Source organism: Anaerobacillus sp. CMMVII, from assembly GCF_025377685.1.
Taxonomy (GTDB): Bacteria; Bacillota; Bacilli; order Bacillales; family Anaerobacillaceae; genus Anaerobacillus.
In genome coordinates this window covers 222,102-240,636 of sequence record NZ_JACEHK010000010.1, presented here as the reverse complement: position 1 = coordinate 240,636, position 18,535 = coordinate 222,102, and the positions used below count along the sequence as shown (strand labels likewise).

Sequence of the window (18,535 nt, the reverse complement as noted above, 5' to 3'; positions counted from 1 at the left end):
AAAATAAAACCCCAAAAAAGATAAAGGTATCCTTTCTGGGGTAAAATGCATAATTAAATAAACAGGTCATCGGTCATTTTTTTGAACGTTAAGTCCGGTAAGTAAAGTCCGAAACCCTAACATCTAAAAAATATAGATTTCACCCATTGTTTATCAATTAATCCTTCTCCCATCCAGACTATACTGTCGGCTTTGGTTTCTCACCAAATCCACCGCCTTACGTTACATAAAGCGGGTCACGGGCTTAGAAGCTTTGCTTCATCACCGCCGGTTGGGAATTTCACCCTGCCCCGAAGGATATTACTTATTCGTTTGTTTTGTTTATTATATCACAAAAGGAACTAAAGTTGTCTAGTATTAATTCCTGAGACCTTGATATATCTTGTTCTTCTAGCTATTTTAAAGCAACCTATGAGTAATCAGGCCTATAATAGAAAAGAACTTACAAGAGGGAATCTCATGTAAGTTCTTGTTAAAGATAAATTATTCTTCCCAGACCTTTACTTCACTCATTACATCATTTTGGCGAATACGATCAACTACATCCATGCCTTCGATTACGCGACCGAATACAGTATGCACTCCATCTAAATGAGGCTGTGGTTCAAAAAGGATAAAGAATTGACTTCCGCCAGTATTACGACCAGCATGAGCCATTGAAAGGTATCCACGACCATGTTTATGTGGGTTCCCTTCTGTTTCACATTTAATTGTGTAACCTGGACCACCTGTACCATTACCAATTGGACATCCACCTTGAGCTACAAATCCTGGAATTACACGGTGAAAAGTTAATCCATTATAATAACCTTCGTTAGCTAACTTTTCAAAGTTCTCTACAGTACCTGGTGCTTCCTCTGGGAAGAACTCAACTACAATTTTTTCACCATTTTCAAAAGCAATACTACCTTTTTTCACGTATGTATCCTCCTCAAAATATATTACATATTTACTCAAGTCATTTTACTACACTTTAACAAGAAAACACAAACATTGTCATTATGTTTCTTACTAGTCAAGGTAGCAAACTTATAGATGCAACTAGGCTTAACCATGTTTAATTCTTTCTCAATAATAGAAAAGGCTGCTCGAAGATTTGACCTCCAAGACAATATAAAGCACTGAAACACCAAGCACCATATTGTCCAAAAGCTGAACTTGAGCTAGCCTATTTATTATAAGTTAAGAAATTATAAACGTTGTTAGTACTTGATGTCTAGCTTCAGGCGCTTTTCTTAGTTTTCTAATGAAGTTCCGTTGAGCTGTAAATCAAGCTGAACTATATCTTTATAAGTTTCCCTTTTTACTACCAATGTTGTTTCGCTGTTTTCAACGAAAACTACTGCTGGTCGAGGTATTCGATTGTAGTTGTTAGACATCGAATATCCATATGCCCCAGTACAAGATACCGCTAATACATCACCATGTCTAGCAAAAGGTAATGCAATATCCCAAATCAGCATATCTCCACTTTCACAACATTTCCCGGCAATAGAATAGATTTCCTGATTAGCTTCATTACTCCGATTAGCAATCATTGCTTCATATTTTGCCTGATAAAGAGCAGGGCGCAAGTTATCTGTCATTCCTCCGTCAACTGACAAATAATGACGCACTTCTGGAACCTCTTTTTCAGATCCAACTGTATATAATGTTGTTCCAGCATCTCCAACAAGAGAACGTCCTGGCTCAATCCAAATCTCTGGAATGTCAATTCCAAGTTTTCTTGACTCGGTTTCAACCGCATTTATCGTCGCATCAACATAGTGAGAAACTGGAAGTGGTGTATCTCCTTCGACATAACGAATCCCAAATCCACCACCAAGATTTAAAACTTGTGGAACATAGTCTAATTGGGTTTTCCACTCTGCTAGATAAGCAAACACTTTTTCTACAGCCATAATAAAACCGGTTGTTTCAAAAATCTGTGAACCAATATGACAATGAAAACCTAACATTTCAATTTCTTTTGCATCTCGAACTTTTACTATCGCTTCTTGGGCTTGACGACTGATTAAATCAAAACCAAATTTAGAATCTTCCTGACCTGTAGAAATATATTCATGAGTGTGGGCCTCTACCCCAGGTGTAATCCGTAACAGAACTGAAACCTTTTTCCCGTATCTTTGGGCCGTTTCTCTAATTAGCTCAATCTCTAAAAAGTTATCTACAACAAAACAACCGATGCCTGCTTCAACTGCCATGTCGATTTCCATAGAACTTTTATTATTTCCATGAAAATGAATTTTTTCTGCAGGAAATCCAGCTACTAGCGCTGTGTGCAATTCACCACCAGAAACAACATCTAAACTTAAATTCAGTTGTTTTGCAAGTTGAACCATCGCTACACAACTAAATGCTTTACTAGCATAGGCTACCTGAGCCTTAATTCCACGTTTTTGAAAAGCATTTACAAACTCATTCGCCCTTTCTCTAATTAAAGCGACATCATAAACATATAATGGTGTGCCAAACTGTTCCTTTAAACTGACAGTATCAACTCCACCAATTTCTAAATGACCTATGTCATTAACTCTGCTCGTACCGTGTTTGTACATTCACATGATCTCCTCTCGTTTGTGTGAATTTAAGTACAGAAAATAATAAGTTTACTTAAAATTCATTCTTAAAATTTCGCTCTTTCCTAATAGATTGTTTCTATTAGCTTTTAGGTCGCAACCAAGCGAATGCTTGGTACGACCTAAAAGCAACAAAGTTTACGAAAACAGCCTAAAATTTAGAATATAGGATATAAAAAAGGCGGAAATGTAAGTTACATTTTCCGCCTTAATAGCTTTTTCGTAACCTCAAGTAAAAAGTAGTCCTCCACTGCGAACAGTGACAGTCCGTTATTTATTCAATAACGACCCAGCAAAGATTGATAGGGCTCAATTCTCCACTTCGGCAAATTGACCTTTCAAGCTGCTTCAATGCTTCCCAAGCTCCACAGTTTACTCATTCGCTTTGCGCCTCTACCCCATTAATCAATGAGGGGTTTTATTAATTTATCTTACCTTTAAAGAATTTTCATAATTCCAACATCTATTATGAAACTCTTTCAAATGATTACGTAAAACTTTATCATAAAAATGATAATATCGCAATACGTTAGTTAGTTGATTGTTTTGTTGAGTTTTGTGGATTAACAATTTTTGGTCTTTTCTTCTTTAATGGAACTGAAAGTCTAAACAGAATATCCGCAAACGCTCTCGGATAAAACGGGATAAACGGCCATAAGTAGGGTGTATTCATCGGCCTTATGCTAGTAAGGAATATAAAGAATACTGTGAAACCGATGATAAAGCCTGGAACTTTAAAGATAAATACGGCCAATAATAATACTAAGCGAGAAAGCTTTAATGCTATACCTAATTCATAACTAGGTGTTGCAAATGTTCCAATTGCCCCGAGCGCTACATAAAGAATAACCTCTGGAATAAATAAACCAACATTAATCGCGATTTCCCCGATAAGCAACGCTGCAACTAACCCGAGAGCAGTCGCCAACGGTGAAGGCGTATGGATGGCTGCCATCCTCAACAACTCAATCCCTATTTCAGCTATGACTATTTGGGCAAAAACAGGAACATTGGTCGTCTCATTTGGTCCGATAAAGTCTAAAGCTGCAGGGAGCAAGCTTGGCTCCATTACCATTAACAGCCACAACGGTAATATAAGTAAAGCAAAAATCATCCCTGAAAAACGGACCCAGCGTAGGAAAGTCCCTACAATCGGAGCTTGTCTAAACTCTTCCGCATGTTGTACATGGTGAAAAAATGTTGTAGGCAAGATGATAACACTTGGCGAAGTATCTACATAAATCACGACATGCCCTTCTAGTAAATGGGTTGCCGTAACATCAGGACGTTCCGTGTATCGAACTAACGGGAAGGGATTTATGCCTTGTTTAACAATAAATTCTTCGACAACTTTATCAGCCATAGAAATTCCATCAATTTTTATTCCATCAAGCTCTTTCTTTACATTCTCAATAAATGCCGGGTCAGCTACATCCTTTATGTAAGCAATACATATGTCAGTTTTTGAACGTTCACCGACTTGTACAATTTCATGTCTCAGTCTCTCATCTTTAATTCTTCTTCTTGTTAAAGCTGTATTTACAATTAGATTTTCTGTAAAGCCATCCCGTGCACCTCTAACCACCCTCTCTGTATCTGGCTCATCTGGCCCTCTGCCTGGATAACTACGAACATCAACAAGGATAGCTTCTGTTTCATCTTCAATAAGAATAATAATAAGACCTGCTAATAACTGATCAGTTGCTTCATCTAACGTTTTAACGCGTTCAACTTGAACATGAGTTAGGCGATTTTCAATTTGTTCTTTAACGCGCTGTTTTTGTTTTTCAGTTGCATCCAAAAACATAAGCTCTTTTAATAATTCAATAATAAATTGACTATCACAGAGACCATTGAGGAAGTAAATCTGTAATTCCTTTTCAAGTACTGAAAGTTTCCTCACACCAATATCGAAAGTAATTCCAATTCCTAATTTTTCTTTTAGATATCTTTCATTTTCAATCATTCGACTGGAAACTTTCTGTTTGTCCACACTTGCTTCTTCAAGTATTTCATTACTCATCTATTTTTCGCTCCTTTCCAATATCAATTCAACCGCTTTTCTCGTCACTGGAGCCCCCTTCTCTACTTCATCTTTCCCTGCCATTTTGCCAATATCCCCAATTCCCACGATAAATGGGATGTCAAGCTCATCTAAATTATAGACAGTATCACCATTTATTCTGCCGAGTTCTATATCAGGAAGACCATATTTGTCGACTCCATACTCAGTTAAATTTCCATTACGATCAATACTTACATTAACTTTTGTCCATTCACTATCATGTGTTTTTGAGGCTACTGCAATGGCACCGATAACCTCTAAATCCGGATCGGTTGCGACAACCCGCATCGCTTCCTCCCCCGGTCCTTCTTCTGTATATCCACAATCATCAAACATGACTAAAACAGGATCACAGGGAGCCTTTTTTATGAGTTTAACTAGCTCATTTCCAGTCAAACGGCTTGGGTTGCCACCCGAACTACTGATACACCTTCCACCGATCTCTTTGGCAACTAATTCTACTGCTTTTCTCGCGGATTCATCACCATCGGTAATTAGAATAACCCTTTTTTTGTATTCCATGGTTTCATCCTTTCGGTTTAAAAAATATCGCTACTAAAAATCCAAATAATATTGCTGATGATATTCCCGCAGAAGTTACTTCAAAAATCCCCATACCTATACCTAAAAAGCCTGATCTTTGTGCTTCAATCATCGCTCCATGAACAAGTGAATGTCCAAAACTCGTGATCGGAACGATCGCTCCAGCCCCTGCAAAATCAATAAGCCGATCATAAAGATGAAACCCATCTAAGAGAGCTCCAATTACTACTAAAGAACTCATGACATGAGCGGGAGAAAATTTAAGGAAATCCAACATTAACTGTCCAATGACACAAATAAACCCACCAACAGTAAAAGCGACAACATATTCCACCACGCTCACCCCCTAAAAAATACTTACTCGAATAATTCTTACTCAACGCACTCAAAGGAAACACCATGAGCTATGCAAGGTATTGATTCATTTTGTTGGATCATTAAGGGATTTAATAATGCCCCAGTGGCCACAACTAATATCCTCCGTAGCGCCCCTCGTTTCATTTCACCAAATAGATGATTAAAGGTCACGACGGCAGAACAAGCACAACCACTACCACCTGAAAAAACATGTTGATCGGTGCTAAAAATCAATACTCCACAATCTTGATGGACCTTAGCAATATCAATCCCTTGTTCTGACAATAAACTTTTTAATATCGGTGTTCCAATTCTAGATAAATCACCGGTTACGATGGCATCATAATCGCTTGGACTTCGTTTAAGGTCATTTAAATGGGTTTTAATTGTGTCGGCAGCTGCTGGAGCCATTGCTGCACCCATATTAAAAGGACTTGTAATCCCAAGATCAATAACCTTTCCTACTGTTGCAGTTTCTATCCTTATCTTGGATTTTTTTCTACTTAAATATGCAGCGCCTGAACCAGTGACTGTATACATCGAAGTTTCAGGCTTCTGTCCTCCAAATTCCGTTGGAAAACGAAACTGTCTTTCTGCTGTAGCAAAATGACTACTTACAGCAGCAACAACATGATCTGCAAAGCCAGCTTCTAGTAAAACTGCGCCAAGTGTTACTGCTTCCATTGACGTTGAACATGCATTAAATAAACCAAAGAAAGGAATTTCTTTTTCTCTTGCTACATAACTAGCTGTTATGTTTTGGTTTAACAAATCACCACCAAGAAAAAAATCAATTTCTGAGTTTTTTTTATTCGCTTTCTGAAGACAGAGATCGATAGCCTCTGACATCAACTTTCTTTCTGCTAACTCCCAAGTAGCTTCTCCACAATATAAATCATCATAAGATTTGTCAAAAGTTCCCTTAAGAGGGCCTTGTCCTTCCTTCGGCCCAACGACAGTTGCCGTACTATCAATAAAAATGTCGCTTTTAAACATTAATGTTTGCTTACCCATTCGGTCTCCTCCTTATTTCAAAAAGCCTAGAGCCCTAGGTACTCTTCCGAGCCGCTGGTGCTTGAAACTTGACTGGGTTTAATTAGGTTGATTTCTTATCTATTAAGAAATTAGCGTTTGTACAAGTAAGCGAATCATGCTTACGATATAAGCTGAAACTACTCCAAAAACAATCACAGCACCAGCTATTTTAAACATATTTGCCGCGATCCCCAATACAACACCTTCGCTTTTATGTTCAAGTGCACTACTCGCAATTGCGTTTGAAAACCCTGTTACAGTTGCGATTGAACCCGCACCTGCAAACTGGCCAATCTTGTCATATACACCAAAACCCGTGAGTAATGCAGCTAAGAGAATTAATGTACCTATCATCGCACTAGCAACTGTTTGTTCAGTTAGGTCAAGATATGAGATATAAACATTAGCTAAACCTTGTCCAAAGGCACAAATGGCACCACCAACAAGAAAAGCTTTAAAACAATTTTTTACATATTGAGGTTTTGGCTGAAAAGGTTCAATTGCTTTTTTGTACTTTTTCTTATTCTTCTCTAGCTGCTTTTGATCCATAGCTCCATCCCCTTTATTTGTCTACGAAATATATCCAATGAAATAATGAACCGAATATTTTCCCAAGAACTATAGCCATTAATAGGTAAATGATTTTTTCTGCTACACCCACTCGCTTAGCTAGTATTGGGAACACATTTAACACTTCAGTTAACGCTGCAGCTAACATTCCAACAAATATCCCTGCAAAAAGGCCAATAACTATTAATGTATAACTAGGTAGATTAAAACGTGGTTCTGATAAACTAAACCAAGAACCAGTGATCGCCCCTAAAATTACACCCCACTCATATAGTTTTATATAATTTTTTGTTTTTGTTAGTTGAGTTAGTCTTGGGACTATTCCTAATACGGTTAAAAAGGCTACAAGTCCACTTCCAACAGCTAACCCTCCACTTAAGCCAATGACCATAACAACAAAATAATTAACGATCATTTAATTTCGTTTCGCTTTCACTATTCTCATGAATAGAGACATAATGATCTAGTGCTTGTTGATAGTTAAACATTTCTACTTCCATTGGGCTTGGCTCCTCGTTAATTCGCTTTTTAAATAAATGATTAAAAAATAAGATCATCCCAACACCTAGCCCGATAGAATAGGGGATTTGTAACATCAAAGGTTTAGCATTTTCTTCACCTGTAATTATTTCATATATTTTTTGGTGAACTTCTCTCATGCTCACATCCTCATGAAAATTCATAACCGCCAGACCTGCCCCAATAAAAAGTAAGATCCAAACAGCTACAAAAAAAGCGGTTTAAACGTTTTTTTAGCAAAATAAACTTCAACGATTGTTTGTGCTGCTCCCATAGTTTGTACTTCTATATACGGAGATGACATACGGATCGCCTTTACAACCTTCATTACATCAATCACAATAAATTTTTTATCCTTTGGTTTGATTTGATGAATGGGGATTTTACCTACTAGGTCTCGAAGTTCATCGTTGGCAACAATTTGTGCTACATCTCCAATTGTCATTTTTTGCTCAGGATTAGCCTGGACACGGTGCCGCATTCTTAAATATACTATGTCCTGTTTCACTTTGTTCCCCTCCTTAATTAAGTAAGAAGTTGGACATTATTCTTTTATTTTGGCTCTTTTCTAAAACATTGCTCCTGCGGTTACTCGTCGCACAAAAAAACTTGTTGCTTTTTAACCTAAAATAATTGAAAATTCCTTAGATGAAGATATCACCCAATAAATTGAGTAAGAAAAGAGCACTACTTACTCAATAAGTAGTGAAATCTTAGTTTTTACTTAAGCAACAAACTTTGCGAAAACAACCTTTATTTATATAGTATGGGATGATTAAACGTTTCTCATGCACTTTTAAGAGTGTTGAGTTTTGTGGGGAAGAACCTAGTTGGAATTGCTTTGGAGAAGTACCCGTAAAAGCCAAAAGACCAAATGGCTAATCCACCATTTGGTCTTTAATTTGCTGCAATATTTTCTTTTCCAATCTTGAAACCTGCACTTGAGATATCCCTAATCGATTTGCCACCTCAGATTGAGTCTGGTCTTTATAATAGCGAAGGTAAACAATTAAACGCTCCCGTTCATTTAAATGGCGAATCGCTTCTTTCAATGCAAGCTTATCAAACCATTTATGCTCCGATTGGTCAGCAATTTGATCTAATAGCGTTATTGGGTCTCCGTCATTTTCATAGACAGTTTCATGAATTGATGATAGACTGCGGCTTGCCTCTTGAGCAAAAACTACTTCTTCCGAAGAAATTTCTAGTTTCTCGGCAATCTCCGCAACTGTAGGGACGCGACCTAATGTTTTAGAAAGTTCATCCTTCATTTTCCTGATTTTATTAGCCGTCTCCTTTAGAGAACGACTAACTTTAACTGTCCCATCATCTCTCAAAAATCTCTGAATTTCACCAATGATCATTGGAACAGCATATGTGGAAAACTTAACATCGTATGATAAATCAAATTTATCGACAGACTTAATTAAACCGATACAGCCAATTTGAAACAAATCCTCTGGTTCATAACCTCTATTTAAAAAACGTTGCACCACAGACCAGACTAATCTAGTATTGCGGTTTACAATCATATCGCGAGCATCTTGGTCTCCTTCTTGGCTTCTAGCAATTAATGCTTTTACTTCTTTATCCGTTAAGTATGCTTCCTTCTTTTCGTTCTTAACCTCCACATCCATAAGCAGAACCCCTTAATTACATAAAGCTTTACTATTAGATAAAAGCTTCGTTAAATGAACAGTTGTTCCTACTAACGGATTTGAAACAACTTTAATATCATCCATAAAGTTTTCCATAATTGTAAAGCCCATGCCAGATCTTTCCAACTCTGGTTTGGTTGTATACAATGGTTGTCTCGCTTCATCGATGTCGTCGATACCAATACCTTCGTCTTTAATTGTGATTTGTACAACATCATTTTCTAACGTAACAGAGATATAAACAATTCCTTCTGGATTATTATCATAACCGTGGATGATTGAATTTGTTACCGCCTCAGAAACAACAGTCTTGATTTCTGTTAACTCATCCATTGTTGGATCAAGTTGAGCAACAAATGCTCCAACAGTTACACGTGCAAACGATTCATTTTTACTTTGAGCTGAGAATTGAAGTTCCATAAAATTTTTCATCTTAGGCCACCCCCAATGTTTCCAATGCAAACTGCTCGTTGTCAGCTAATCTTATAATCTTGAATAATCCTGACATATCCATCAATCGTTTAATTGGAGGTGTAATTGAACAAAGAACCATTTCTCCGCCGTTATTCGTTATTTGCTTATAACGCCCTAAGATGACGCCTAATCCAGAACTATCCATAAACGTCAGATGTTCTAAATTTAAAATCAAATGCTTATATTTACCTTTTTGTAATTGGTCATCTACTTGGTTACGTAACATTTCACTTGTATGATGATCTAATTCACCATTAATTCTTACACAAAGTATTGAATCTCTTTTCTCCATACTAATGGTCAAACTCACTATTTACTCACTCCTTAAATAAACTTTTCAACCAACAGATTTCATAGAAATAGTTGTGTTAGAAAAGGTTTTCGATAAAGATGAGCCTCAATCCTTCTTCGTGACAAAACTAGTGAGTATTCGGCAAGAAATTTACAAAAGTACCGGAAATTCGCCAAATCATTTATATATAGAAGTTAGGTGGGGGAAGCCCCACCTATGATTACTGTTTATTCAACAAGCGCATTGGCTTTCTTATGGACGGCCACCGAATTTAGTAGTTGTTCGCTTAAATAATTGCCACCATGAAGCCACACCAATTTCTTCGTTTGCAACTAAAGGTACTTCAACTAGAAGTGTTCCTTCTTTTTCTAAGCGCAGAGTTCCAAGCTGATCACCTTTTTTGATTGGAGCTTTCAGATCTTTATCGAGATTAATTACTTCCTCGACGTCATCAATATTTTCACCTTTTTTCGTTAATACAGAAACGCTTTCAGATGTTACAACTTCTACTGTAGGTTTTTGTCCCTTACTTACTTTTGAAGTTGTGATCACGTGACCACGCTCATATAAATTATGGGTAATAAACTGACTGAAAGCATAGTCTAGCATCTCTGTAATTTGGCGATTACGATCTTTAGGAGTTTGTGCTCCCATTACTATTGCAATAACCCGCATATCGTTTTTCTTGGCCGTTACAGTAAGACAGTATTTCGCTTCTCGTGTATAACCTGTTTTTAAGCCGTCAACCCCCGGGTAAAACTTCACTAGTTTATTGGTATTTACTAGCCAAAACTTCTTATCTGTGTCTTGCCGTAGGTAGTCCTCGTACAAACTCGTAAAGGCTAAAATACCCTCATACTTCAATAATTCCTTTGAAATGACAGCGAGGTCATAAGCGGTTGTATAATGATTATCCGCAGGTAACCCGTTAGAATTCATAAAATTAGTATTAGATAAACCTAACGATTTCGCTTTATCATTCATCATTGTAACAAAATTATCCTCAGAACCTGCTAAATGTTCTGCCATTGCAACGGAAGCATCATTTCCCGAAGCAATCGCAATTCCTTTTAGCATTTCCTCTACAGTCATTTCTTCTCCTACCTCTAAGAAAATCTGTGACCCACCCATAGATGCTGCCCGTTCACTAGTTCGAACCTTCTCATCTAGAGTTATTTTCCCTTGATCAAGTGCTTCCATTATTAGAAGCATAGTCATAATTTTCGTCATACTCGCAGGTGGTAGCTGTTCATTACTATTTTTTTCAAACAATATTGTACCAGTGTCTCTCTCCATTAAAATAGCCGATGAAGACTCTTTTGCTAATTGGACCTTTCCTTCTTCAGCAAAGGCAGGTACTTGAAAAGTTGATAATAGTAGTGTAATTGCTAAAAAACGAACAAAAAATCCCCTCATAAACACTATCCCTCCATTCCTATTCCCTAGCATTTTTTCCACTTCCAACTTTTTTATACAAACTTGGAAAAAAATAGTTTATACCTTTGAATCATAAGTAAGCAACGTTAGCACTTACCTGGAATATGGGCTTTTTTATGATTAAAAGAAGAGTGCTAGCGTCCGGAAAAAGTTTATTGTGCTTTTTCCCTGCTTAACCCCGAAAAATATTTTTATTAAATATATTTTCTGTGTTATCAAACCTTTGAATGTTTGAAAAGATGCCCCAAACAACCTTTGAAAATCAGCCTAAAAATGAAAAAAGATGCCCTTCAGCATCTAATATACTGGGCATCTCTAAAAATAAGCTTATCTAATTTCTTTATAAATAAGTGGTGGAGCCGTTACTTTACTTGAAGTAATCGTGTAAGACTCTTCTACCCTTTTACTAACATCATCAACATTCTCTTGGTTACTATGAAGTGTTGCGATTGCTTCTCCAGCTTCTACATAGTCGCCTACTTTTTTCTTAAGCTCAATTCCAACAGCAAGATCGATGACCGATTCTTTTGTGGCACGTCCAGCCCCTAATAGCATTGCTGCAACACCAATTTTATCGGCAATGATACTAGAAATATATCCTGATTGTTTAGCCGGAACATCAATCTGATACCGCGCGGTTGGAAGTTTTGTCACATCATCAACGACTGATGGGTCTCCACCTTGTGCTTGAAGGAATGCTTTTAGAGTTTCAGTACCTTTACCGGAACTTATAGCCTCTTCTAATAGTGTGCGTGCTTCCTCCAAAGTACTAGTTCTTTCAGCAAGAAATACCATTTGGCTTCCAAGACTTAAGCAAAGCTCTAATAAATCCTTTGGTCCTTTTCCATTTAATGTATCAATTGCTTCTTTCACTTCTAGAGCATTTCCGATGGCCAAGCCTAGTGGTTGACTCATATCAGAAATAACAGCAATAGTATTTCTACCTAAATTGTTCCCAATATCGACCATTGCCTTGGCAAGTTCCTCTGCTTGGTCTAAGTCTTTCATAAAAGCCCCAGCACCAGTTTTTACATCAAGTACGATCGCATCAGCACCAGAAGCAATTTTTTTACTCATGATCGAGCTTGCAATTAAAGGGATGGAATTAACAGTTGCGGTAACATCTCTAAGGGCATAGAGCTTTTTGTCGGCTGGAGTTAAATTTCCACTTTGTCCAACGACTGCAACTTTATTTTTATTCACAAGATCAATAAATTGTTGATTTGAGATTTCAACTGAAAAACCATTTACAGCTTCTAGTTTATCGATTGTACCACCTGTATGACCTAAACCACGGCCACTCATTTTAGCAACTGGAACCCCAACACTAGCAACTAGAGGAGCTAGTACAAGTGTTGTTGTATCGCCTACCCCGCCTGTACTGTGCTTATCAACCTTAATCCCCTCAATAGCTGAAAGATCAATTTGATCCCCCGATTCAACCATTGCCATCGTTAAGGCTGCTCGTTCATTTTCTGACATATTTTGAAAGTAAACAGCCATTGCAAAAGCACTCATTTGATAATCAGGTATCACTTCACTTGTATAACCTTTAATAATAAATTCGATTTCAGCTTTAGTTAACTCTTTTCCGTCGCGTTTTTTTTCAATTAAATCAACCATTCTCATAAGTCTCACCCTTTTTTTAGTGTAGAGATTTGAGTTTTGAGTGATGATGCTTCGAAGCCTTTCTTTCATAACTCATAACTCATAATTCATAACTCCTACAGTCTTGGTAATGTCTCTTTAATTAATTTTATGAACTTTGGTTTTGTACGATTTGCTACTTCAACGACCTGTTCATGTGTTACGCCTTCTAACTCTTCACCAATGGCCATATCTGTGATACAGCTTATCCCAACTACTTTCATATCCATATGTCTAGCAACAATTACTTCAGGGACTGTTGACATACCAACAACATCGCCACCAATTTTCCTGAGCATGATTAATTCAGCTGCAGACATATAGGTTGGACCTGACACACTTACATAAACACCTTTTTGTATCTGAATTCCAATTTCTTTTGCGACTTCCTCTAAAACAGGGACATATTCACGAGTGTAAGCTGAACTCATATCAGGGAATCTTGGACCAAACTCACTTTCATTAGGTCCAATTAAAGGGTTCGCTCCAGTCATATTAATATGGTCAGTAATGATCATTAAATCACCAGGGGCAAATGCTGAGTTCATACCACCACATGCATTTGTTACGACAATTGTTTCAACTCCTAATAATTTCATGACACGAACCGGGAAGGTTACTTCCTGCATAGAATACCCTTCATAAAAATGAAATCTTCCTTGCATTGCAATTACTATTTTTTCATTAAGCTTTCCGATGACAAGTTGACCTGCATGCCCCTCTACAGTTGAGACTGGAAAGTTCGGTATTTCATCATAAGGAATGACCACGCTTTCCTCAATTTCATTAGCTAACTCACCTAACCCGGAGCCAAGAATTAGACCGATCGTTGGTTCTGTTTGTATTTTCCCTTGAATAAAACCAGCAGTTTCCTTTGCTTTTTCCAAGACTTGATTCATTTCTCCCACTCCCACTAATTCATTTCTTTAACAATCTCTTTTACAAAACTTAAAAAGTTTGCTTTTACCATTTCTGTTGTTTCGATTACTTCATCATGTGTTAACGGTTGATCTAAAATACCAGCTGCCATATTTGAAATACAAGAAATTCCTAATACTTCTAGACCACTATGTTTTGCAACAATCACTTCTGGTACAGTTGACATTCCAACAGCATCCCCACCTAAAGTACGAAGCATTTTTATCTCAGCAGGTGTCTCATATGATGGGCCTGTATTGCCAACATAAACACCCTCTTTAATAACAATATCCAATGACATAGCTACTTGTTTTGCTAACTTAACAAGTGTTTTGCTATAAGCAGTGGACATATCAGGGAAACGAACTCCTTGTGCAGGGTCATTTGGCCCTATTAGTGGATTATCACCAAAGTTATTAATATGATCAGTTATAATCATCAAATCCCCTGGAGTAAATGTTTCATTAATTCCTCCTGCTGCGTTTGTAACGATCACGCTTTTAACGCCTAACTCTTTCATCACCCGTACAGGAAATGTTACTCTCTCCAACGAATAGCCCTCATAGTAATGAAATCTACCTTGCATCGCAATGACTTGTTTTCCTTCTAATGTACCAATGACAAGTTGACCTGCATGCCCCTCTACAGTCGAAACAGGAAAACCTGGAATTTCATCATAAGGAATTTCAATTGGATTCTCAATTTCATTTGCTAAAATCCCTAGACCTGACCCTAAAATTAAGCCAATCTCTGGTTTTACGGAAACTTTTTTTCTTAAATATTTAACCGCATTATTCATCTTATTCACGTCCCTTTCGTACTTCTTGTAAAAAACTTTTTCCATATTTAGGCATAGGAACTTTGAAGTTCTCTGCAATTGTAGCTCCAATATCTGCAAAAGTACTTCTTGTTCCAAGATCAAAGGCTGTTTTGGCAGCTTTATCATAAACGATCAACGGTACATATTCTCTTGTATGATCAGTCCCTGGATGAACAGGATCATTTCCGTGGTCTGCTGTGATAATTAATAAGTCTTTGTCGGTGAGCTTTTCAAGTACTTCAGGCAGTCGAGCGTCATACTCCTCTAATGCTTTCCCATAACCAATCGGATCCCGACGATGTCCATAAAGTGCGTCAAAATCAACTAAATTTAAGAAACTTAACCCGGTGAAATCCATATCCAATGTCTGAACTAATTTATCCATCCCATCCATATTTGAAATTGTTCTTAATGATTGGGTAATACCCTCACCATCATAAATATCTGAGATTTTTCCAATAGCAATTGAGTCAAAACCTTTATCCTCAAGTTCATTCATAACTGTTCGTCCAAAAGGCTTCAATGCATAATCATGGCGATTCGGTGTCCGTTGCCATGCACCTTGTTGTCCTATAAATGGACGAGCTATTATCCTTCCAACCATGTATTTTTCATCTAACGTTAGTTCTCTAGCGACTTTGCATATGTTGTATAATTCATCAAGAGGAACAACATCTTCATGGGCTGCTATTTGGAGTACAGAATCCGCAGAAGTATATACAATTATTGCTCCTGTTTCCACATGTTCCTGTCCAAGCATATCTAGGATCTCAGTTCCTGAAGCAGGTACATTCCCAATAATCTTTCTTCCTGTTCTTCTTTCAATTTCATCAAGCAGTTCCTTTGGAAACCCATTTGGAAAAGTCCTAAATGGTGTATCAATGAAAAGGCCCATGATTTCCCAATGCCCAGTCATCGTATCTTTCCCATTAGACGCTTCTGCCATCTTTCCAAAGTGAGCTAGTGGTGTTTCCACTTTTTCAATTCCTTGTATTTCTTCAATATTACTTAAGCCTAACTTTGCCATCCTCGGCATATGTAAACCATTCATTTTTTCAGCAATATGTCCTAAAGTATTAGATCCAACATCACCAAAAAGCTCAGCATCTGGTGCCTCACCTATACCTACAGAGTCCATTACAACAAGGAAAATCCTTTTGTAAGAAAAATTGTTCATTAAAAACATCCTTCCTAAAAACATACTTTGATACGAAGAATCTCTATTATTTTTATACTATTCCCGATTATGTATTAAATTAATTTAATGAATAGTATCATAATCATTATATATAGAGGTCAGAAGTCTGACAACATATTTTATGTTGAAGTAGATAATTATTTTAAAGGTTGCTTCAAAAAAACCTTTTTCGATATTATCTACTAACTAAGCTCGTGGATGAAAACTGGCGTACACATCTTTTAACCGCATTTTTGTTACATGAGTGTAGATTTGAGTCGTTGATATATCGGCGTGGCCTAACATCTCTTGAACGGCACGAAGATCAGCACCATTTTCTAACAAATGAGTTGCAAAAGAATGACGTAGAGTATGTGGTGTGAGTTCCTTACTAATGTTTGCTTCTTTACTAACTTTTTTTAAGATCTTCCAAAAACCTTGCCTAGATAAACACTCTCCATGATGGTTCACAAACACAAAGTCATGTTGCTTATTTTTCAGTATACTTGGTCTAGAAGATTTCAAGTATTTGTTTAGAGCTTCTGTTGCTAGCTTTCCTATGGGAATTATTCTTTCCTTATTACCTTTGCCAACGCAACGAATAAAACCCATTGTTAAATGAAGGTCTGAAAGCCTTAATGAACAAAGTTCAGAAACACGCATTCCTGTCGCATAAAGCAACTCTAGCATTGCTTTATTTCGATCATCAAATGGTGATGTTGAATTTGATGATGATAAGAGAGCCTCTACTTCTGCTGACGATAATACTTTTGGCAATTTTCGTTCGCGTTTAGGCGTTTCAATATGAATTGAAGGATCACTTGTTGTTACATGCTCTCGTAACAAAAATTGATGAAAGGAACGTATCGATGCTATCGTTCTAGCAATTGTAGTTGACGCTCTCCCTTGTTCTTTTAAGAAGAATAGGTAGTTCATAATAATAATACGACTTACATCATTAATCGAGGTCATTTGCTCGACATTTAGTAAGTATTGAGTGTATTTTGTAAGATCTCTTCGATAAGATTCAATTGTATTCGCTGCTAAACCCTTTTCAACAATAATAAAATGAAGAAAATCCTCTATTTGGTTTTTCATCGTAACTCCTTTTCCCCAGGCTTCTTGTTTTCAAGTGTAATTAATGTATTCCAAGGACTGAAGCGTTCTCTCCTTTAACTCTACAATAATAATTCGTAGACATTGTAGATCTATGGACAATAATTCAATAAACGTTCCATTTTTTCTGATTACACCCTTAGCAAAGATCCCCCGTCGCTTAGATAATTGGGAACATATCTAAAGAAAGTAAAACCTCGTCTTTCAATCTGGCATTTAGAATAGTTACAAGAAAATGAATTTATGTTTTTTAAATATCATTCACCAAAATGGTAGAAAAACATTAGTCGATCTAAGAAACCGTTTCTATCAACCGGTTCGTTCATTTGCACAACTTTAACCGCTCTACCTTTTGGTTCATCATAACGATGATAACTCTCATATTCTTGACTTACCCATAGAATACCATAATAAAACAATACCGTGCACCCCATAAATAAGAGAAACACTCGAATTGTATCCCAGGCAACTGTAAAAAAATCTCTTATCATTGGTAGCCCTCCTAAGTGCTAAAAATATCTTTAGTACAAGATATGCCAAAAACGAGAGGCTCTATACCTTTATTTAAGAGATAAAATAAAAAATGTAATTTTGTCTTGTGTTTACAAACCTTAAATAAAGGCTCTTTTCGTAAAACATTGTGGCTTTATGGGAATTCATGTTTCTGCGTTAACAACCTTCGAATCTCAGAAAAGATGCCCCCGAGACCTTGATATATCTTGTCATAACTAGCTATTTAAATGAGAAAACAACCTAAATAAAAAACCTTCCAAAATTCGGAAGGTTACTCTGGTTTATTCTCTTGACACCGACTACAAATTCCGTGAAAGGTTAGACGATGATCTTTTACTTGAAAATTCCAATTTTCTTCAACGATTTTTTCAACATCCCCTAATAAGTCCTCTTGAATTTCATCTACTGCACCACATTCAATACAAACTAAATGGTGGTGAAAATGAGCTGCACCTTCTTGACGTAAATCATACCGAGAAACACCGTCACCAAAGTTTATTTTATCTACAACCTTTAACTCACTAAGTAATTCTAGTGTACGATATACTGTAGCTAAACCAATTTCTGGAGATTTCTCTTTTACTAAGAGATAAACATCTTCAGCGCTTAAATGATCTTCCTCGTGCTCTAATAGCACTCGAACTGTCGCCTCTCGTTGCGGAGTAAGCTTGTAGCTTTGAGAATGCAACTGTTTTTTGATACGCTCTATTCTTTTTTCCATACTCTGTGCCCCTCCCGAAAAGCCGATTACCTAGATCAATTATACTCAATAATCGAAAAGGGGTCAAATTAAAATCATTATAAAAAATAGTTTA

The 18,535-nt window shown here is 37.0% G+C and carries 19 protein-coding genes, 1 pseudogene and 2 riboswitches; all 20 genes and pseudogenes read right to left on the bottom strand.

From position 1 onward, the window contains the following. Positions 1-157: 157 nt before the first annotated feature. A riboswitch (FMN riboswitch) is annotated at positions 158-302 on the bottom strand. Positions 303-483: 181 nt separating this feature from the next. The 20 genes and pseudogenes from H1D32_RS14740 to fur all read right to left on the bottom strand — a co-directional run bounded on the left by H1D32_RS14740 (position 484) and on the right by fur (position 18,441). Continuing rightward, positions 484-918: a peptidylprolyl isomerase gene (locus H1D32_RS14740; protein WP_261179039.1), complete on the bottom strand. Its 435-nt coding sequence runs from the start codon at positions 916-918 to the stop codon at positions 484-486. A 317-nt stretch (positions 919-1,235) separates the two neighbouring features. Beyond that, positions 1,236-2,558, bottom strand: coding sequence for a diaminopimelate decarboxylase (gene lysA / locus H1D32_RS14735; RefSeq protein WP_261179038.1), 1,323 nt, complete (start codon positions 2,556-2,558; stop codon positions 1,236-1,238). A 253-nt stretch (positions 2,559-2,811) separates the two neighbouring features. Continuing rightward, a riboswitch (Lysine riboswitch) is annotated at positions 2,812-2,983 on the bottom strand. 125 nt (positions 2,984-3,108) lie between these two features. Beyond that, positions 3,109-4,602 carry a spore germination protein gene (locus tag H1D32_RS14730; protein ID WP_314733419.1) on the bottom strand — a complete coding sequence of 498 codons (1,494 nt, stop codon included), beginning with the start codon at positions 4,600-4,602 and terminating at the stop codon, positions 3,109-3,111. Then, positions 4,603-5,166, bottom strand: coding sequence for a stage V sporulation protein SpoVABEA (spoVAEA, locus tag H1D32_RS14725; RefSeq protein WP_261179037.1), 564 nt, complete (start codon positions 5,164-5,166; stop codon positions 4,603-4,605). Between the two features lie 4 nt (positions 5,167-5,170). Continuing rightward, positions 5,171-5,521, bottom strand: coding sequence for a stage V sporulation protein AE (gene spoVAE, locus H1D32_RS14720; protein ID WP_261179036.1), 351 nt, complete (start codon positions 5,519-5,521; stop codon positions 5,171-5,173). Between the two features lie 38 nt (positions 5,522-5,559). Then, a complete protein-coding gene (gene spoVAD / locus H1D32_RS14715) occupies positions 5,560-6,558 on the bottom strand; it encodes a stage V sporulation protein AD (protein WP_261179035.1) in 999 nt (332 codons plus the stop codon). A 102-nt stretch (positions 6,559-6,660) separates the two neighbouring features. Beyond that, positions 6,661-7,128, bottom strand: coding sequence for a stage V sporulation protein AC (spoVAC, locus tag H1D32_RS14710; RefSeq protein WP_261179033.1), 468 nt, complete (start codon positions 7,126-7,128; stop codon positions 6,661-6,663). 13 nt (positions 7,129-7,141) lie between these two features. Next, a complete protein-coding gene (locus H1D32_RS14705; RefSeq protein ID WP_261179032.1) occupies positions 7,142-7,564 on the bottom strand; it encodes a stage V sporulation protein AB in 423 nt (140 codons plus the stop codon). After that, positions 7,554-8,149 (bottom strand): annotated as a pseudogene (locus H1D32_RS14700) (stage V sporulation protein AA). Before H1D32_RS14700 ends, H1D32_RS14705 begins: the two are co-directional and overlap by 11 nt. Before the next feature lie 397 nt (positions 8,150-8,546). Then, on the bottom strand, positions 8,547-9,305 hold the full coding sequence (gene sigF, locus H1D32_RS14695) for an RNA polymerase sporulation sigma factor SigF (protein ID WP_261179031.1): 759 nt from the start codon (positions 9,303-9,305) through the stop codon (positions 8,547-8,549). Positions 9,306-9,317: 12 nt separating this feature from the next. Further along, entirely contained in the window at positions 9,318-9,758 is a 441-nt protein-coding gene (spoIIAB, locus tag H1D32_RS14690) for an anti-sigma F factor (protein ID WP_261179030.1), read from the bottom strand. Position 9,759: 1 nt separating this feature from the next. Continuing rightward, entirely contained in the window at positions 9,760-10,110 is a 351-nt protein-coding gene (gene spoIIAA, locus H1D32_RS14685; RefSeq protein WP_261179029.1) for an anti-sigma F factor antagonist, read from the bottom strand. A 234-nt stretch (positions 10,111-10,344) separates the two neighbouring features. Further along, complete coding sequence (locus H1D32_RS14680) at positions 10,345-11,508, bottom strand: D-alanyl-D-alanine carboxypeptidase family protein (RefSeq protein ID WP_261179028.1); 1,164 nt, start codon at positions 11,506-11,508, stop codon at positions 10,345-10,347. A gap of 348 nt (positions 11,509-11,856) precedes the next feature. Next, positions 11,857-13,158 carry a pyrimidine-nucleoside phosphorylase gene (locus tag H1D32_RS14675; RefSeq protein WP_261179027.1) on the bottom strand — a complete coding sequence of 434 codons (1,302 nt, stop codon included), beginning with the start codon at positions 13,156-13,158 and terminating at the stop codon, positions 11,857-11,859. Positions 13,159-13,253: 95 nt separating this feature from the next. Next, positions 13,254-14,075 (bottom strand): purine-nucleoside phosphorylase, encoded by an 822-nt coding sequence (locus tag H1D32_RS14670; RefSeq protein ID WP_261179026.1) that lies wholly within the window; start codon positions 14,073-14,075, stop codon positions 13,254-13,256. 14 nt (positions 14,076-14,089) lie between these two features. Next, positions 14,090-14,893 carry a purine-nucleoside phosphorylase gene (locus H1D32_RS14665; RefSeq protein ID WP_261179025.1) on the bottom strand — a complete coding sequence of 268 codons (804 nt, stop codon included), beginning with the start codon at positions 14,891-14,893 and terminating at the stop codon, positions 14,090-14,092. A 1-nt stretch (position 14,894) separates the two neighbouring features. Further along, positions 14,895-16,091 (bottom strand): phosphopentomutase, encoded by a 1,197-nt coding sequence (gene deoB / locus H1D32_RS14660; protein ID WP_261179024.1) that lies wholly within the window; start codon positions 16,089-16,091, stop codon positions 14,895-14,897. 207 nt (positions 16,092-16,298) lie between these two features. Further along, positions 16,299-17,189, bottom strand: a complete 891-nt coding sequence (gene xerD, locus H1D32_RS14655) for a site-specific tyrosine recombinase XerD (RefSeq protein WP_261179023.1) — start codon at positions 17,187-17,189, stop codon at positions 16,299-16,301. Between the two features lie 275 nt (positions 17,190-17,464). Further along, the gene (locus H1D32_RS14650; RefSeq protein WP_261179022.1) at positions 17,465-17,698 is read right to left on the bottom strand and encodes a YqzK family protein; all 234 of its coding nucleotides are present in this window, start codon (positions 17,696-17,698) and stop codon (positions 17,465-17,467) included. A gap of 293 nt (positions 17,699-17,991) precedes the next feature. Beyond that, positions 17,992-18,441, bottom strand: coding sequence for a ferric iron uptake transcriptional regulator (gene fur / locus H1D32_RS14645; RefSeq protein WP_261179021.1), 450 nt, complete (start codon positions 18,439-18,441; stop codon positions 17,992-17,994). Positions 18,442-18,535 lie beyond the last annotated feature (94 nt).

Coding starts and splice junctions, on each gene's coding strand:
- deoB (WP_261179024.1), bottom strand. CDS start 16,091: ATGAACAATTTTTCTTACAAAAGGATTTTCCTTGTTGTAATGGACTCT.
- lysA (WP_261179038.1), bottom strand. CDS start 2,558: ATGTACAAACACGGTACGAGCAGAGTTAATGACATAGGTCATTTAGAA.
- sigF (WP_261179031.1), bottom strand. CDS start 9,305: ATGGATGTGGAGGTTAAGAACGAAAAGAAGGAAGCATACTTAACGGAT.
- H1D32_RS14665 (WP_261179025.1), bottom strand. CDS start 14,893: ATGAATAATGCGGTTAAATATTTAAGAAAAAAAGTTTCCGTAAAACCA.
- fur (WP_261179021.1), bottom strand. CDS start 18,441: ATGGAAAAAAGAATAGAGCGTATCAAAAAACAGTTGCATTCTCAAAGC.
- spoVAD (WP_261179035.1), bottom strand. CDS start 6,558: ATGGGTAAGCAAACATTAATGTTTAAAAGCGACATTTTTATTGATAGT.
- H1D32_RS14705 (WP_261179032.1), bottom strand. CDS start 7,564: ATGATCGTTAATTATTTTGTTGTTATGGTCATTGGCTTAAGTGGAGGG.
- H1D32_RS14650 (WP_261179022.1), bottom strand. CDS start 17,698: ATGATAAGAGATTTTTTTACAGTTGCCTGGGATACAATTCGAGTGTTT.
- H1D32_RS14730 (WP_314733419.1), bottom strand. CDS start 4,602: ATGAGTAATGAAATACTTGAAGAAGCAAGTGTGGACAAACAGAAAGTT.
- H1D32_RS14670 (WP_261179026.1), bottom strand. CDS start 14,075: ATGAATCAAGTCTTGGAAAAAGCAAAGGAAACTGCTGGTTTTATTCAA.
- spoIIAB (WP_261179030.1), bottom strand. CDS start 9,758: ATGAAAAATTTTATGGAACTTCAATTCTCAGCTCAAAGTAAAAATGAA.
- spoVAC (WP_261179033.1), bottom strand. CDS start 7,128: ATGGATCAAAAGCAGCTAGAGAAGAATAAGAAAAAGTACAAAAAAGCA.
- spoVAEA (WP_261179037.1), bottom strand. CDS start 5,166: ATGGAATACAAAAAAAGGGTTATTCTAATTACCGATGGTGATGAATCC.
- H1D32_RS14680 (WP_261179028.1), bottom strand. CDS start 11,508: ATGAGGGGATTTTTTGTTCGTTTTTTAGCAATTACACTACTATTATCA.
- xerD (WP_261179023.1), bottom strand. CDS start 17,189: ATGAAAAACCAAATAGAGGATTTTCTTCATTTTATTATTGTTGAAAAG.
- H1D32_RS14675 (WP_261179027.1), bottom strand. CDS start 13,158: ATGAGAATGGTTGATTTAATTGAAAAAAAACGCGACGGAAAAGAGTTA.